This window comes from Streptomyces sp. NPDC045022, from assembly GCF_056432605.1.
Genome location: NZ_JBWKIR010000015.1, coordinates 40,602 through 56,110, shown reverse-complemented (window position 1 = coordinate 56,110; position 15,509 = coordinate 40,602). Strand labels below are relative to the sequence as shown.

Below are 15,509 nucleotides of genomic sequence, written 5' to 3'. Positions count from 1 at the left end.
GCGGGTGGTTCTCCTACGAGGTGAGGACTACTCGGGGGTTTCGTCGAGCGCGTGGCCCACCAGGGCCAGGAGGGTCTCGATCACCGAGATCCGGCGCCGCGCATCCATGATCATGACAGGGACGTGCGGGGGTATCGTCAGGGCCTCCCGGACGTCCTCCGGCTCGAACCGCTCGCTGCCGTCGAAGTGGTTGACCGCGACGACGTACGGCAGTCCACAGCTCTCGAAGTAGTCCAGCGCCGGGAAGCAGTCCTTCAGACGGCGGGTGTCGGCCATGACGACGGCACCGATCGCGCCGCGCACCAGGTCGTCCCACATGAACCAGAACCGCTGCTGGCCCGGCGTGCCGAACAGGTAGAGCACCAGGTCGTCGTCGAGCGTGATGCGGCCGAAGTCCATGGCCACGGTGGTGGTGAGCTTGCCCGGCGTGGCGGACAGGTCGTCGGTGCCCTCGCTGGCCTCGGTCATCAGCGCCTCGGTCTGCAGGGGCGTAATCTCCGAGACGGAGGTGACCAGGGTGGTCTTGCCGACGCCGAAGCCCCCGGCCACCACGATCTTCGTGGCGATGGGGGCCCGGCTGCGGTCCGCCTGCCAGGATCTCAGGTCCTCGTCGGGCTCGGTGTATCCGGCGGCGAGGGGGATGCCTCCGACGGCGGAGGCGGCGGCGTCAGAGACGACGGAGTCCACTCAGCACCCTTTCCAGCAGAGCGCGGTCCGGGCGGCCGGTGCCGTGACCGGTTCCGGTGCCGTACACACGGATCTTTCCCTGGTCCGCGAGGTCGCTCAGGAGCACGCGGACCACGCCGAGCGGCATCTTCAGCAGCGCGGCGATCTCGGCCACCGTGCGCATACGGCGGCACAGTTCGACGATGGCCCGCATCTCCGGCATGACCCGGGTGGCGAGGGAGCCATTCGTCAGCTCCTTGCGCTCCTCCGGGGCCTCCAGCGCGGCCACGAACGTCTCCACGAGGAGGACGTGGCCGAAACGGGTGCGGCCGCCGGTGAGCGAGTAGGGGCGGACGCGGGCGGGCTTGCGGTCGCCGCCGCGCATGGGGAGTTTCGCTGTGCCGCTCATCGGGCGCTCCCGGTCGGCTGGGCCTCCAGTGACTGCCGCAGCTCCGAGCGGAGTTCCGGAGTGAGGACGTGACCGGCGCGGCCCACGAACAGGGCCATGTGGTACGACACCACGCTCATGTCGCACTCGGCGGAACCGTGCACGCCGAGCAGCGAGCCGTCACTGATCGACATCACGAACAGGCTGCCCTCCTCCATCGCGACCATCGTGTGCTTGACCCCGCCGAACTCCATCAGCTTCGCGGCGCCGACGGTGAGGCTGCCGATGCCGGAGACGATGGTGGCGAGGTCCGCGGACGAGCCACGGGGGCCGCCACTCCTGGCTCCGCGGACCTGGCGGGCCTCCTCCGTGCGGCCCGGGTCGGACGACAGCAGGAGCAACCCGTCGGAGGAGACCACGGCGACGGACTGGATGCCGGGTACTTCCTCGACCAGGTTGGTCAGCAGCCAGTGCAGGTTGCGGGCTTCACTGCTCAGTCCGTAGGTACTGGGCGCGGTCAACTGCTTGCCTCCTCGGCTGTGCCCCCCGTGGCTTCTTCGGCGTGTGCGTAGCCGGCCGGCAGCTGGTGGCCGGCCGTCTGTTCGGCGATCTCCGCCTCTACGTCGCGGTAACCGGCCACCGCGCCCCGCCGGAAGCCACCGAGCCTGCGGCGCAGGGCGTCGGCGTCGATGCTTCCGCTGCGCTGGCGGGGCGGTGCGGCTGGTGCGGTGATCTTGGGTGTGCGCTTGGGGAGGCCCTTGCTGGTGACCCGGTCCTCCTCCGTTTCCTGCGGCGCGTCGGCGCGTGCGGCCTCCGCCTCCGCTTCGCCGTCGGCGCGGTCCCCGCTCGCACCGGCACCACCCGTGCGGGCGTCGTCGCGGGTTGCGAGTGGCCCCTGTGCGGCGTCCCCGCGGTCGGCGGCCACCGGCTCGTGCGGCACGCCCTGCGCGGGCTCCGCCGGCGGGTCCGGGAGCAGCAGCTCCATCGTCGTCTCGGCGTGGGTCTCCGGCGGGGCCTTCGGCCGGGTCTCGGCCTGCTCGGCGCCCGGCTCGGCCTGCTGGTGCACGGCGTGGTCCGCCGGCCTGCCGGCCGGGTCCCGCTCCCCCGGCTCGGCCGAGCGGTCGAAGGCGTCCCGTACCGCCTGCCCGGCCCCGTCGGCATCCGTGCCCCGCACCGGGTGCCCGGCCGGGCCGTCGGAGGCGTTCCGTGCCGTGGGCTCGTCCGAGCCGTCCGGGGTGTCCTGGACCGGGTGGGCGGTCGAGGTGCCGGGGGCGTCCGCGTCCCGGTGCTGCGCCGAGTCGCCGGAGGCGGCCCGTACCGCCTTTTCCGCGAGGGCGACCAAGGGGTCACCCTCCTTGGCGCGGCCGTACAGGACGTTGGAGTTGGCCTCGGCGTCGGCGCCGGGGAGGGAGAAGGTCCCCGTGCCGCCCGGGACGGTGGTCCGGGGCGGGAGGGCGGCCGATGGGGCCTCGGCGAGCAGCGGGGCGGGCAGGACCACGACCGCGGCGATGCCGCCCTGCTTCTGCTCACGCAGCTGGACGCGGGCGCCGTGGCGGTGGGCGAGGCGGGCGACGACGTAGAGGCCGAGCCCGAGGCCGTCCTCGCCCTCCTGGTCGTAGGGCGACTCGGGGTCGAAGTCGGTGAGGCGGGCGTTGAGGCGGTCGAGGCGCTGCCCCGCCATGCCGATGCCCTCGTCCTGGACGGACAGCATGACCTCGCCGGACTCCAGGAGCCAGCCGGAGACCTCGACGGGCAGATCCGGCGGGGAGAACGAGGTGGCGTTCTCCATGAGTTCGGCCAGGAGGTGCGAGAGGTCGTCGGCGGCGAAGCCCGCGACATGGGCGTGCGGGGGGAGGGCGGCGATGCGGACGCGTTCGTAGCGTTCGATCTCGCTGACCGCCGCGCGGACCACGTCGACCAGCGGGACCGGACCGTGGTGCTGCTGGACGTGCTCGGTGCCGGCCAGTACCAGGAGGTTCTCGCTGTGTCGCCGCATCACCGTGGCGAAGTGGTCGAGCTTGAAGAGGGTGGCCAGGCGCTCGGGGTCCTGCTCCCGCTCCTCCAGGTTCTCGATGACGGCCAGTTGGCGTTCGACCAGGCCGAGGGTGCGCAGGGCGAGGTTGACGAACGTGGAGCCGATGCTGGTGCGCAGTCGGTCCAGCTGGGCGGCGGACTCGGCGAGTTCGGCGCGGAGTTCCTCGCGGGCGTCGGCCATCTTCTGCCGCTGGCCGACCAGGTGCTTGCGGTCGGTCTCCAGCGTGGCCACGCGCTCGTGCAGGGCGGCCGCGTGCGCGTGCAGGGCGTTGACCGAGCGGACCACCTGGGCGAACTCGTCGTTGCGGCCGGTGAAGCTGATCGGCTCCTGGGCCGCCGGGTCCTCGGAGTCGGCGAGGCGGGCCGAGCCGCGGCGCAGGACCGACAGCGGGCGGGTGAGGGTGCGGGCCATTGCGGTGGCGATGCCGATCGCCACCAGCAGCAGGGCGCCGAGGACGGCGACGCGGATCTCCAGGGCGGTGACGTCGTCGTCCCGGAGCTTCTCGAGATCCTTGGTGCGGTGGTCGTAGAGCGCGGACTCGGCGCCGCGCATCAGGTCGACGCGGGCGGACAGGGCCGCGTCCAGCTTCTTGGTGCCGGTGGTCAGCTCACTGTCGGCCAGCGTCGGCTGGTCGGTGAGCGTGGCGAGGTATTTCTCGGCGGAGTTGACCTCCGGGCCGGTGACCGTGGAGGCGTAGGAGTCCACGGCCTCCTTCGGGGCGGTCCCGCGGAAGTCGGCGAGGGCCGAGTCGGCGCGCAGCCGGGCCTGCTGGGCGGCGGCCGTGAGGGCGTCGCGCTGCTTCTTGTCCGCCTGCGTCGTGGTGGCGGTCGTGGTGGGCAGGCCGGTGGTGGGGCTGATCACCGTCTGGGTGCTCGACGGGACGTTCAGCGCGGCCAGCAGCAGGCCGCGGGCGGCGGCGGACTGCTGGACGGCGGAGTCCAGCTCGGCGAGCGCGTAACTGCCGGAGCCGGCCCTGGGGGGCATCCGCTCGGCCAGTTGCTCGGCGATCCGGTGCAGCTCGGTGATCGTCGCCGAGTAGGCCTGGTGGGCCTGGAGGGCGGTGCTCTTGCCGGTGAGCGCGGACCGGCGGACGGCGGCGATGGCGTCCAGGTCGGTGCGCAGGCTCGCCGGGGTGTCGGTGTCGGCGCGCAGGTCCTCGACCTGCCGGTCCACGCGGGCACCGCGGTCCTCGGAGGGCGCCTTGGACTTGGGGCGTCCGGCCGCGATGTAGGAGGTGACCTCGTCGCGCTCGTCGGCGAGCGAGTGGGCGAGGGCGAGGGCGTCCTGGGTGCGGACGGCCAGTGTCACCAGTTCCTGGGAATCGCCGACGTCCTGGGACGCGCTGAGCAGGGAGGGCGCGCCGGCCCCCGCGACGGCGGCGGCCACCACGGCGACGGCGACGATCAGCCGGGTGCGCACATGGGTGGGGCGGCCGGTGCCCACGGGGTTCTGCGGGTCGGTCCCCATGGGGGCCGTCTGCCTGCCTGTGCGCCGAGGCCGCTTCTTCTGCACCGGTGCTCGCATTCCTGAACTCGTCTACCCAGGGCCCGGGTGGCGCCCCGTCAGGTCGGTGCCAAGTGGTGCGTACACCCGGTTCGTACGGTTCCCGACCCTCCCAGCGCCGGTGGGCAGTGGTCGCGCATCACCTGACCCGCCACCCGAAGGAGTGAACATCGGAGGGGAGTTGGCGGGCAAGTTCCGCTGGCGCGTGCGGTGCCCTTGCGCGGCGGGCCGGTTGGACGCGCGCGGCAGGCTTTGGCAGTATTCGCCACCACGCCTTCCCGGAGTGGATCATTCCCTCCCAAACCAGGCGCTTGACCTGCGAGGTCGTGCTCGTTCGACGGCGCTTGCCAGCCTTTGGCGAAGCCTGTGAAGGCCTGGTGCAGACTGGCCGGATGCGAACTGATCTCGTCTCGGAACCCGGCCTTGCCGCCCACCCCAACGAGGACTTCGCCGGTGTCGGACTACCCGCCTCCGGGCAGGGCGGTTGCGTGATCGTCCTGGACGGGGTGACTCCGCCCAGCGGCGGAACGGGCTGTCTGCATTCCGTCCCCTGGTTCACCGCGCGGCTCGGCGGCGCGCTGACCGAACTGACCCTTTCCTGCCGAGATCTGACACTCTCGGGGGTCCTCGAGCGGGCGATCGGGCGTACCGCCGAGGCCCATGCGGATACCTGTGAGCTTTCTCACCCGCGGACTCCGCAGGCAACCGTCGCCCTGACCCGCTGGTCCGCCGACACGGTCGAGTACCTGGTGCTGTCCGATTCGGCGTTGCTGCTGCGGGGCACCGACGGTGCGGTCACCCCGGTGCTGGACGACCGGCTGGACCGGCTCCCCCGGTCCGCGCTCGTCACCGATGCCCTGGTGGACGCCACCCTGCGCAACAAGGAGGGCGGCTTCTTCACGGCCGCCGCCGACCCCTCGGTGGCGGCCCGCGCGGTCACCGGGGCACTGCCCCGGCGCGAGGTCAGCGCCCTGGCGGCGCTGACGGACGGCGCCACCCGCTGGACGGAGAGATTCCACGAGGGCGACTGGACGGCGCTGTTCGACGTCGTCGCGAAGGAGGGCGCCCGGTCGCTGGTGGAGCGGGTACGGGAGCTGGAGACGGCGGACCGGGAGGAGCGGGCGTTCCTGGGGCGGAGCAAGACGCACGACGACGCGACGGTGGTGTACGTGGAGCTGTGAGGCCTCGCGGACGGGGGCTACTTCTCCATGACGCCGTTCAACTGCTGCAGTAGCCGGGCCAGTTCCGCGACCTCATGGCGGTCCCAGTGGGCGAGCTGGCTGACGTAGCGGGCGCGGCGGGCCTCGCGGACCTTGCCGACCCGGCCCCGGCCCTCGTCGGTGAGGGTGACGAGCCAGGCACGGCCGTCGGCGGGGTCGGGCTGGCGGGCGATCAGGCCGAGGTCCTCCAGGGCGCGCAGCTGGCGGGACATGGTGGCCTTGCCGACGCCGATGTAGGCGGCGAGTTCGGTGGCCCGCTGACCGCCCAGTTCGTCCAGCCGGACGAGCAGGCCGTACGCGGCGGACTCCAGGTCGGGGTGGACCTCGCGGGCCATCTCCCCCTGGTTGGACCGGGCCCGCCGGAGCAGCACGGTCAACTCCCGCTCCAGCGCCAGGAATTCCTGGTCTGCACCACTGGGCGTCGCCTGGCCGGTGACGCGTTGCGCGTCACCGTTTCCGTCCTCGTGCACGTCAACACCCCTGATCGGTTTCGCGGTCCTGAAAGTTTCCGTCAATTGTCGTCATTGCCGCAGCTCCGTAAGTATTTCGCAGGCGTAGACCAACGGCGACGTCCGGACCCCTTCCCACGCCGACATCTACGTGCGTAGCTTCTTTATCAGGCAATCAATGGCATGCCCACGCCACTGGTGCGGCCCCCCACCCCACGGCCACTGCCACGGTCCCCCCACCCCACTCCCCGGAGGCACGTCATGCCCGTGCACAGACCCGGCCCCATCCGCCCGCGCCCCCTCGCCGCCCTCGTCACGGCCCTGCTCGCGGCGCTCGCCCTCACGGTTCCCCTCGCCTCCGCCCAGGCCGCGACCACGCCCAGCCGCGGCTCCGCCCACATGGGCATGGGCGTCCTCGCGCACGACGGCCGGGACGGCACGCCCAGCACGGGTGACGCCACCCAGACCGAGGGCGTCGACGTCGCCGGCTACCAGGGCAACGTCGCCTGGTCCACGCTGTGGAACAGCGGTGTGCGCTGGGCCTACACCAAGGCCACGGAAGGCACGTACTACACGAACCCGTACTTCGCCCAGCAGTACAACGGCTCCTACAACGTGGGCATGATCCGCGGCGCCTACCACTTCGCCACCCCGGACACCACCAGCGGCGCCACCCAGGCCAACTACTTCGTCGACCACGGCGGCGGCTGGTCCCGGGACGGCAGGACCCTGCCGGGCGCCCTCGACATCGAGTGGAACCCGTACGGCGCCGCCTGCTACGGCAAGAGCGCGAGCCAGCTGGCCGGCTGGATCGCCGACTTCCTGAACACGTACAAGGCGCGGACCGGCCGGGACGCCGTGATCTACACGGCCACCAGCTGGTGGACCCAGTGCACCGGCAACTACGGCGGCTTCGCCGTGAGCAACCCGCTGTGGATCGCCCGGTACGCCACGGACCCGGGGACGCTGCCGGCCGGCTGGTCGTACTACACGATGTGGCAGTACACCTCCTCCGGGCCGACCGTCGGCGACCACGACAAGTTCAACGGGGCATTGGACCGGGTGCAGGCCCTGGCCCTCGGTTAGCCCCCGTTCCGTGACCCCTGCCGCCCGTTCCGTGACCCCTGTCGTGTACGGCGGGGGTCACAGGCCCAGGGAGATCGCCGGCCGTGCCGGCCCGGCCGTGCTCGCGTGGCCGTTCACGCCGAGGGCCCGGGATCCGGTCGCGCCCGAACCGGTTCTTCTCCGCCCGTCCCTGCGTTGGTGCTCCGCGCCGGCCGGGATCATGCTGGTCAGGGAGAGCCTGCCGAGCAAGGGCGAGATGAGCGGCGATGGAGCGACAGTCGACGTACACGGCCACGGCCGTCATCGATGAGCACGGCATCCTCACGAGCTGGAGCGAGGGCGCCCGGCGGTTGCTCGGCTACGACTCCTCGGCGGTCGTCGGACGGCCCGCCACCGCGCTGCTCGCCGCCGACGCCGCGGCGGCCCGCCGGGTGCTGGCCGGCCGGGAACGCTGGAACGGCACCGTTCCACTCAGGCACCGGGACGGCCGGTCGCTGGAACTGGGTGTGCTCGCCCACCGGCGGACCTCGGGCGCCGGGGTCACCGACTGGCTGGTGGTGAGCGCCGTGACGGCCCGCGCGCAGCCGCCCCGGGGCGAGCCGCTGGAGGAGTGGACGTTCCTGCAGTCACCCTTCCCGCTGGCCGTCTTCGACGCGGAGCTGCGCCTGGTCCGCGCCAACCGCCGTATGGAACACGCCCTCGCCCTGCCCGAGGCGGCGATGCGCGGGCTGCGCCTCGCGCACATCCTGCCCGGTGCGGCGAGCGAGGAGACCGACCGCTCGATGCGGCTGGCGCTGGAGTCCGGACGGCCGCAGGAGGTGCGCGTCCGCCTCGGCCCGGAGCTGGGCCGGGCCACCGTCCTCACCCCGCTCAAGGACGCCGGCGGCCGGGTACGGGCCGTCTGCCTGTCCCCGCAGCAGCCCGCCCAGGACTCCGCCGCCCCGCAGCGCCCCACGGGCGAGACCGGCTCACGCGTCGGTACGGCGGCGGACCAGGCCCGTGCCGCGCAGGAACTCGGCGAGGTCACGGTTCCCCGGCTGGCCGACGTGATGGCGGTCGACCTGCTCGATGCCCCCCGAACCGGCACCGAGGCCCCCGCCCCGCGACCGGGCCCGGTCGTGCTGCGCCGCGCCGCCCTGCGCGCGGTCCCGGACGGTGACGGGCCCACGTACGGCACCGGCGTGGGCGAGGCGATCGTCTGCCCGGTGGACTCACCGCCGGCGCACTGCCTGACAACGGGCCGTCCGCTGCTGTACGACACGACGGACCCGGCCGTCGCCGAGTGGGCGGCGCTGGACCCGGGCGCCGCGTGGCTGCGCGCGTCCGGCGCCCGGTCGCTGCTCGCGGTGCCGCTGCACGCCCAGGGCCTCACCCTCGGCGTGGCCCTCTTCGGCCGCCACCGGGACCGGGAGCCGTTCGGCCCGGAGGATCTGCGGCTCACCGAGGAGTTCACGGCCAAGGCGGCCACCGGTATCCAGCAGGTTCGCAGCTCCTCGCGGGCCCACACCACCACCATGGCCCTGCAACGCGGTCTGCTGCCGCACACGCTGCCCGAGCAGGGGGCCCTGGAGATCGCCACCCGCTATCTGCCCGCCGCGAGCCGGGCCGGCGTGGGCGGCGACTGGTTCGACGTGATCCCGCTGTCCGGGGCACGGGTGGCGCTCGTCGTGGGCGACGTGGTGGGCCACGGCATGCGCGCCTCCGCCACCATGGGCCGGCTGCGTACGGCCGTGCGCACCCTCGCCGAAGTCGACCTGCCGGCCGACGAACTCCTCACCCACCTCGACGACCTGGTCCTGCGGCTCGCCGCCGACGAGGGCAGCGCTGACCCGGCCGCCGAGACCGGCGGCGGCATCGGCACCACCTGCCTGTACGCGGTCTACGACCCGGTCTCGCGCCACTGCACCATGGCCCGGGCCGGGCATCCGCCACCGGCCGTGGTCACCCCGGACGGCACCGTCCGCTTCCTCGACGTACCCGCCGGACCGCCGCTCGGGCTCGGCGGGCTGCCCTTCGAGGCCGTGGAGACCGAACTGCCGGAGGGCAGTCTGCTCGCCCTCTACACCGACGGGCTGTTCGAGGCCCGCGACCACGACATCGACGAGGCGCTCGACAGGATGTGCACCGCGCTGGGCCACCCCGCGACATCGCTGGACTCCGTCTGCGACCGGGTGCTCACCGAGCTGCTGACCCATCGCCCCGACGACGACATCGCCCTGCTGGTGGCGCGTACCCGCGCCCTGCACAAGGACCGGGTCGCCTCCTGGGAACTGGACAACGAGCCCACCGTCGTCTCCGTCGCCCGCCGGTACGCCTGCCGCCAGCTGTCCGCGTGGGGGCTGGACGAGATCGCGTTCACCACGGAGCTGATGGTCAGCGAGCTGGTCACCAACGCCATCCGGTACGGCCGGCCGCCCATCCAGCTCCGGCTGATCCACCACGGCACCACACTGATCAGCGAGGTGTACGACTCCAGCGGCGCCACCCCGCACATGCGACGGGCCCGGATCTTCGACGAGGGCGGCCGGGGTCTGCTGCTGGTCGCCCAGCTCGCCGAGCGCTGGGGCACCCGGCACGACCGGGTCGGCAAGACGGTGTGGACGGAGCAGTCACTCACGGCGCTGTAAGGCCCTGACCCGCGTACCGCCACTGCCTGCCCATGGGGCCGCTGTCCGTGCCGGGCGGGTCCGGGGGCCGGGTCCTGGGTCGGCTTCGGGGTCGGGTCGGGGTCGGCTTCGGGGTCGGGTCGGGGGTCGGGGTCGGGTCGGAGGCCGGGTCCTGGGTCGGCTTCGGGGTCGGGTCGGGGTCGGGTCGGGGGCCGGGTTCGGGTCGGAGGCCGGGTCCTGGGTCGGCTTCGGGGTCGGGTCGGGGTCGGCTTCGGGGTCGGGTCGGGGGGCGGGGTCGGGTCGGAGGCCGGGTCCTGGGTCGGCTTCGGGGTCGGGTCGGGGTCGGCTTCGGGGTCGGGTCGGGGGTCGGGGTCGGGTCGGGGGTCGGGGTCGGGTCGGAGGCCGGGTCCTGGGTCGGCTTCGGGGTCGGGTCGGGGTCGGGTCGGGGGCCGGGTTCGGGGCCGCGGCTTCGGGGTCAGCTTCGGGCAGAGGCCCGCCGCCACCCCCACTGTCGTTGCGCCCTCCGCCGTCCGGCCGCCGCAGCCGCCCCGGGCCGCCGCGTCCGCCCGTGCCGCCGGTGCCGCAGGTGCGGCAGGTGCCGCCGGTGCGTGCCGGTGCCGCCGGTGCCGCCGGTGCCGCAGGTGCGGCAGGTGCCGCCGGTGCGTGCCGGTGCCGCCGGTGCGTGCCGGTGCCGCCGGTGCCGCAGGTGCCACCGGTGCCGCCGGTGGCCCAGGTGCCGCAGGTGCGCCGGGTGCGGCGGGTGCGTGCCGCCGGTGCCGCCCTCGGGGCGCTCGTGCAGGGCCTGCCGGAGCCGGGGCAGGTCGCCGGCGATGGGCTCCGGCGGCAGCTCGACCTTGCCGCTGCGCGTCCTCAGCGGCTGCGGCAGGCGCGGGCGCAGCGGACCAAGATCAAGGGTGCCGCAGGTGCCCCAGGCGCCGCCGGTGCAGCCGTGCCGCCGGTGCAGCCGTGCCGCCGGTGCAGCCGTGCCGCCGGTGCAGCCGTGCCGCCGGTGCCGCCGGTGCCGCTCCGGCCCGGAGCCGTACACACCGGGGGCGCTGCCTGGGGCACGACATGGCGAAGGCCCGGGCTCCCTGAGGAACCCGGGCCTTGCCTCTCCGGTCACCGCGGGCGGAGCCCGCTGATGGACCGGGTCGTCACGCCGCGACCGGAACCTCCGGTGTGGCGTCGGACGTGGCGGGCGCGAGCGCCAGCTCCAGGACCTGACGCACGTCGGTCACGGCGTGGACGTCGAGCTTGTCCAGGACCTCGGCCGGGACGTCGTCCAGGTCCGGCTCGTTGCGCTTGGGGATGATCACGGTGGTCACTCCGGCGCGGTGGGCGGCGAGCAGCTTCTGCTTCACGCCGCCGATGGGCAGCACCCGGCCGGTCAGCGAGACCTCGCCGGTCATGGCCACGTCCGTGCGGACCAGCCGGCCGGAGAGGAGGGAGGCGAGGGCCGTCGTCATCGTGATGCCGGCGCTCGGGCCGTCCTTCGGGACCGCGCCCGCCGGGAAGTGGATGTGGACGCCCCGGTCCTTCAGGTCGGCCACGGGCAGCTCCAGTTCGGCGCCGTGACTGCGCAGGAAGCTCAGCGCGATCTGCGCCGACTCCTTCATCACGTCGCCCAGCTGACCGGTCAGGGTCAGGCCGGCCGCGCCGGTCTCCGGGTCGGCGAGGGACGCCTCGACGAAGAGCACGTCACCACCGGCGCCGGTGACCGCGAGGCCGGTCGCCACACCGGGAACGGCCGTACGGCGCTCGGCCGGGTCCTGGGCGGACTCGGGCACGTGGTGCGGGCGTCCGATCAGGCCGCGCAGATCCGCGTCCCGGACGGTGAACGGCAGCTCCCGATCGCCGAGTTCGTGCTGCGCGGCGACCTTGCGCAGCAGCCGCGCGATGGACCGCTCCAGGGTGCGCACGCCCGCCTCGCGCGTGTACTCGCCGGCGAGTTTGCGCAGCGCGCTCTCGTCGAGAGTGACCTCGTCCTCGCCCAGGCCGGCCCGCTCCAACTGGCGCGGAAGCAGGTGGTCCCGGGCGATGACGACCTTCTCGTCCTCGGTGTAGCCGTCCAGGCGGACGATCTCCATACGGTCGGCGAGCGCCTCCGGGATGGCCTCCAGGACATTGGCGGTGGCCAGGAAGACCACGTCCGACAGGTCGAGTTCGACCTCCAGATAGTGGTCCCGGAAGGTGTGGTTCTGCGCCGGGTCCAGCACCTCCAGCAGGGCCGCGGCCGGGTCTCCGCGGAAGTCCGAGCCCACCTTGTCGATCTCGTCGAGCAGGACCACCGGGTTCATGGACCCGGCCTCCTTGACGGCGCGCACGATCCGGCCGGGCAGCGCGCCGACGTACGTGCGCCGGTGGCCGCGGATCTCGGCCTCGTCCCGGACGCCGCCGAGGGCGACCCGGACGAACTTGCGCCCCATCGCGTGCGCGACACTCTCCCCCAAACTGGTCTTTCCCACACCGGGCGGGCCCACCAGGGCGAGTACGGCACCACCGCGCCGCCCGCCGATGACGCCCAGACCCCGGTCGCCGCGCCGCTTGCGCACCGCGAGGTACTCGGTGATGCGCTCCTTCACGTCCTCGAGGCCCGCGTGCTCGGCGTCGAGGACGGCCTTGGCGCCCTGGATGTCGTACGCGTCCTCGGTGCGCTCGTTCCAGGGCATCTCCAGGACGGTGTCCAGCCAGGTGCGGATCCACGAGCCCTCGGGCGACTGGTCGGAGGCCCGCTCCAGCTTGTCGACCTCCTTCAGGGCGGCCTCGCGGACCTTCTCCGGCAGGTCGGCGGCCTCCACGCGGGCACGGTAGTCGTCGGACTCCTCACCCGCCTGCTCGCCGTTCAGCTCGCGCAGCTCCTTGCGGACGGCCTCGAGCTGACGGCGCAGCAGGAACTCGCGCTGCTGCTTGTCGACGCCCTCCTGGACGTCCTTGGCGATGGTCTCGGCCACGTCCTGCTCGGCGAGGTGGTCGCGGAGCTGCTGCGTGGCGCGCTTGAGGCGGGCCACCGGGTCGGCGGTCTCGAGCAGTTCGACCTTCTGCTCGATGGTGAGGAACGGTGAGTAGCCGGAGTTGTCGGCGAGCGCGGAGACGTCGTCGATGGCCTGGACGCGGTCCACGACCTGCCAGGCGCCGCGCTTCTTCAGCCAGGTGGTGGCGAGCGCCTTGTACTCCTTGACGAGTTCCGCGGCCTGACCCGGCAGCGGGTCGGGCACGCTCTCGTCGATACGGGCGCCCTCGATCCAGAGCGCGGCACCGGGGCCGGTCGTGCCGGCGCCGATGCGCACGCGGCTCCGGCCGCGGATCAGAGCCCCGGGGTCACCGTCGGCCAGCCGGCCGACCTGCTCGACCGTGCCCAGCACACCGGTCTTCGCGTACGTCCCGTCGATGCGCGGCACCAGCAGCACCCTGGGCTTCCCGGGCTCCGACCGGGCGGCGGCCTGGGCGGCCTCCACCGCGGCCCGCACCTCGGCGTCGCTCAGGTCCAGCGGAACCACCATCCCGGGCAGCACGACCTCGTCGTCGAGCGGCAGCACGGGCAGTACGAGCGTGAACGCCGTGGACTCAGTAGCCATGATCTCCCCTTAGGCAGTCAACTTGAGCTATGCCGACTCAATGCATGGGGCTCCGCCAATGTTCCCGGGTGGGTGTTCGCTGTGGGCGATCAGCCGGTGGCGCGTCTGTTTCCGCAGGTCATCGGGGGGTTGTTGGCTGCTCTGTGTCAGGTGTGTCGCGGCCGGAGGCGTCTCTACGGCAGGAAGCGGAGGTTCATCGGGGAGTCGGGGGAACCGCCGTGACGGTCCGCTGCCAACGCCGGACCAGCGGCCAGCCGGCGACACCGAGCGAAAGGGCGATGAGATGGCCCCAGTTGGTCATCGGGTCGGCGAAGGCGACCAGGTCGTTCAGGAGTGTGCCGCCCACCACGACGAGCAGGGGCCAGCGCAGCCACGGTCGGAGCAGGCCGGCCAGGGCGCCGATGCTGCCGGCGACGCCGAAGCTGATGCCGTAGTCGAGGCGGTGCAGCGAGGTCTCCGGAAGGTGCCCGAACAGCACCGCAAAACCCACCGGGACCTCGGTGGCGAGCGTGGCCAGGACGTGCCCGGCCAGGAACACGCAGGCCGCGCGTGTCCCGCCTATCCGCCGCTCCAGCGCGGTGAGCACGAGCACGAAGGCCAGCGCGTACGGCGAGAGGATCCCGCCCGCGATCCACACCGCGCTCGCCAGCAGCACCAGTACGGGGGTGCGCAGCAGATGGGCCACGTCCGTGCTGGAGTTCTCGTACAGGGTGTGCACGAGTGCGGGGTCGGCCAGCGCCGCGACCACGGAGGTGACGGCCAGGAGGGCCGCGTAGGCGAAGGTGAACGGAGTACCGGCCGGAGTGGGCAACAGGCGCCACCAGCGCGCGGCCGGGGCGGCCGGACGTGTCTCGACCGGTGCCGGGGCGGGTGCCGTCGCACCCCGCTGGCGCGGCATGCCGTCCAGCAGCCCGGTGACCCCGGGGGCCGGGAGGGCGGCGGCGCCGTCCGGAAGGGGCGTGCCCGGCAGGGGCGATGACGCGGCCTCCGCAGGGCCTGTCGCGATCCGTTCCACGGTGAGGCGCTCCTTCCGTCGCGCCCCACCCTTCGTGTTCACCGGGCCGCTGTCTATGACCGACGCCACGCGAGAGCGGATTCACAGCAACCTCTCAGGCCCCGGCCGCGTCCGCGTCCCACCGGCCCGGTTCGGCGCGGCCCCGCTCGCCGAACGGGGTCTGGCATCCTGTGAGCGGGGACATCGCACTCGGCTCGCACCCCTGTGCGGTCAACCTGGGATCCGCCGGCCCGACCGGACCGTCATCCGTAATTCCCGTGAACGCAAAGCCTCGTTCCAGCAGGATGGGCGCATGACTGCCGCGTACGACTCACCCGTGGTCCTGGACCGGCGCGACGGCCCGTACGGCGAAGTGGTGCTGCGCAGGCACGGTGCGCTGCTGCAGATCATCGCCAACGGCTGTTTCCTGATGGACACCTCCGACGGCCGCTCGGAGCGGCTGCTGGTCGACGCCGCGTACGCCGCCCTGGACGGGCGCCCGGCGCCGGACGTGCTGATCGGAGGGCTGGGCGTGGGGTTCTCACTCGCGCACGCGGCCGCCGATCCGCGCTGGGGGAGGATCGTCGTCGTGGAGCGGGAGCCCGCCGTCGTCGACTGGCATCGCCACGGGCCCCTGTCCGAAGTGTCCGCCGCCGCGCTCGCCGATCCCCGCACCGAGATCGTGGAAGCGGATCTCGTGGCGTACGTCAATGAGACATCGGACACGTTCGACGCACTGTGCCTCGACATCGACAACGGTCCGGGCTGGACCGTCACGGAGGACAACGACAGCCTCTACGCGACGGCCGGACTCGCCGCCTGCGCAAGGGTGTTGAGGCCCGGCGGGGTGCTCGCGGTGTGGTCGGCGAAGCCCTCTCCGGAATTTGAAGGAACCTTGCGGAATGCCGGGTTCCAGCAGGTGCGTACCGATGAGGTGCCCGTTGCCCGGGGCGTTCCGGACGCCGTGCACCTCGGCGTCCTACCTGGATAGCGACAGCGCGGTGAGTC

Annotated in this window: 12 protein-coding genes; 4 read left to right on the top strand and 8 right to left on the bottom strand. The window is 73.2% G+C overall.

The window, feature by feature from the left end; all coding sequences use genetic code 11:
• Nucleotides 1-27 precede the first annotated feature (27 nt).
• Genes AC07C1_RS25365 through AC07C1_RS25350 form a run of 4 tightly spaced genes read right to left on the bottom strand, consistent with a single transcriptional unit; the run spans nt 28 to nt 4,556 of the window.
• On the bottom strand, nt 28-687 hold the full coding sequence (locus AC07C1_RS25365; protein ID WP_478942500.1) for a GTP-binding protein: 660 nt from the start codon (nt 685-687) through the stop codon (nt 28-30).
• Entirely contained in the window at nt 668-1,075 is a 408-nt protein-coding gene (locus tag AC07C1_RS25360; protein ID WP_478942498.1) for a DUF742 domain-containing protein, read from the bottom strand. Before AC07C1_RS25360 ends, AC07C1_RS25365 begins: the two co-directional genes overlap by 20 nt.
• The gene (locus AC07C1_RS25355; RefSeq protein WP_478942496.1) at nt 1,072-1,575 is read right to left on the bottom strand and encodes a roadblock/LC7 domain-containing protein; all 504 of its coding nucleotides are present in this window, start codon (nt 1,573-1,575) and stop codon (nt 1,072-1,074) included. Before AC07C1_RS25355 ends, AC07C1_RS25360 begins: the two co-directional genes overlap by 4 nt.
• Nucleotides 1,572-4,556, bottom strand: coding sequence for a sensor histidine kinase (locus AC07C1_RS25350; RefSeq protein ID WP_478942494.1), 2,985 nt, complete (start codon nt 4,554-4,556; stop codon nt 1,572-1,574). Before AC07C1_RS25350 ends, AC07C1_RS25355 begins: the two co-directional genes overlap by 4 nt.
• A 428-nt stretch (nt 4,557-4,984) precedes the next feature.
• Between AC07C1_RS25350 and AC07C1_RS25345 the strand changes: the two genes are divergently transcribed.
• A complete protein-coding gene (locus AC07C1_RS25345) occupies nt 4,985-5,773 on the top strand; it encodes a protein phosphatase 2C domain-containing protein (RefSeq protein WP_478942492.1) in 789 nt (262 codons plus the stop codon).
• A gap of 17 nt (nt 5,774-5,790) precedes the next feature.
• Here AC07C1_RS25345 and AC07C1_RS25340 read toward each other — a convergent pair whose 3' ends face one another.
• Nucleotides 5,791-6,282 carry a MarR family winged helix-turn-helix transcriptional regulator gene (locus AC07C1_RS25340; protein ID WP_478942490.1) on the bottom strand — a complete coding sequence of 164 codons (492 nt, stop codon included), beginning with the start codon at nt 6,280-6,282 and terminating at the stop codon, nt 5,791-5,793.
• Between the two features lie 240 nt (nt 6,283-6,522).
• Between AC07C1_RS25340 and AC07C1_RS25335 the strand changes: the two genes are divergently transcribed.
• Both AC07C1_RS25335 and AC07C1_RS25330 read left to right on the top strand, forming a co-directional pair.
• Complete coding sequence (locus AC07C1_RS25335; protein WP_478942488.1) at nt 6,523-7,347, top strand: lysozyme; 825 nt, start codon at nt 6,523-6,525, stop codon at nt 7,345-7,347.
• Nucleotides 7,348-7,592: 245 nt separating this feature from the next.
• Entirely contained in the window at nt 7,593-9,953 is a 2,361-nt protein-coding gene (locus AC07C1_RS25330; RefSeq protein ID WP_478942486.1) for a SpoIIE family protein phosphatase, read from the top strand.
• A gap of 454 nt (nt 9,954-10,407) precedes the next feature.
• Here AC07C1_RS25330 and AC07C1_RS25325 read toward each other — a convergent pair whose 3' ends face one another.
• The 3 genes from AC07C1_RS25325 to AC07C1_RS25315 all read right to left on the bottom strand — a co-directional run bounded on the left by AC07C1_RS25325 (nt 10,408) and on the right by AC07C1_RS25315 (nt 14,522).
• The gene (locus tag AC07C1_RS25325; protein ID WP_478942484.1) at nt 10,408-10,977 is read right to left on the bottom strand and encodes a hypothetical protein; all 570 of its coding nucleotides are present in this window, start codon (nt 10,975-10,977) and stop codon (nt 10,408-10,410) included.
• A gap of 109 nt (nt 10,978-11,086) precedes the next feature.
• Nucleotides 11,087-13,507 carry an endopeptidase La gene (lon, locus tag AC07C1_RS25320; protein WP_478942483.1) on the bottom strand — a complete coding sequence of 807 codons (2,421 nt, stop codon included), beginning with the start codon at nt 13,505-13,507 and terminating at the stop codon, nt 11,087-11,089.
• Between the two features lie 193 nt (nt 13,508-13,700).
• On the bottom strand, nt 13,701-14,522 hold the full coding sequence (locus AC07C1_RS25315) for a rhomboid-like protein (RefSeq protein ID WP_478942481.1): 822 nt from the start codon (nt 14,520-14,522) through the stop codon (nt 13,701-13,703).
• Nucleotides 14,523-14,814: 292 nt separating this feature from the next.
• On the opposite strand from AC07C1_RS25315, the gene AC07C1_RS25310 reads away from it, so the two are divergent.
• Nucleotides 14,815-15,492, top strand: coding sequence for a spermine/spermidine synthase domain-containing protein (locus tag AC07C1_RS25310; protein ID WP_478942480.1), 678 nt, complete (start codon nt 14,815-14,817; stop codon nt 15,490-15,492).
• Nucleotides 15,493-15,509 lie beyond the last annotated feature (17 nt).

Excerpts from the sequence above, each read along its gene's own strand:
- lon (WP_478942483.1), bottom strand. The coding sequence starts at position 13,507 with ATGGCTACTGAGTCCACGGCGTTCACGCTCGTACTGCCCGTGCTGCCG.
- AC07C1_RS25345 (WP_478942492.1), top strand. The coding sequence starts at position 4,985 with ATGCGAACTGATCTCGTCTCGGAACCCGGCCTTGCCGCCCACCCCAAC.
- AC07C1_RS25310 (WP_478942480.1), top strand. The coding sequence starts at position 14,815 with ATGACTGCCGCGTACGACTCACCCGTGGTCCTGGACCGGCGCGACGGC.
- AC07C1_RS25330 (WP_478942486.1), top strand. The coding sequence starts at position 7,593 with ATGGAGCGACAGTCGACGTACACGGCCACGGCCGTCATCGATGAGCAC.
- AC07C1_RS25360 (WP_478942498.1), bottom strand. The coding sequence starts at position 1,075 with ATGAGCGGCACAGCGAAACTCCCCATGCGCGGCGGCGACCGCAAGCCC.
- AC07C1_RS25350 (WP_478942494.1), bottom strand. The coding sequence starts at position 4,556 with ATGGGGACCGACCCGCAGAACCCCGTGGGCACCGGCCGCCCCACCCAT.
- AC07C1_RS25335 (WP_478942488.1), top strand. The coding sequence starts at position 6,523 with ATGCCCGTGCACAGACCCGGCCCCATCCGCCCGCGCCCCCTCGCCGCC.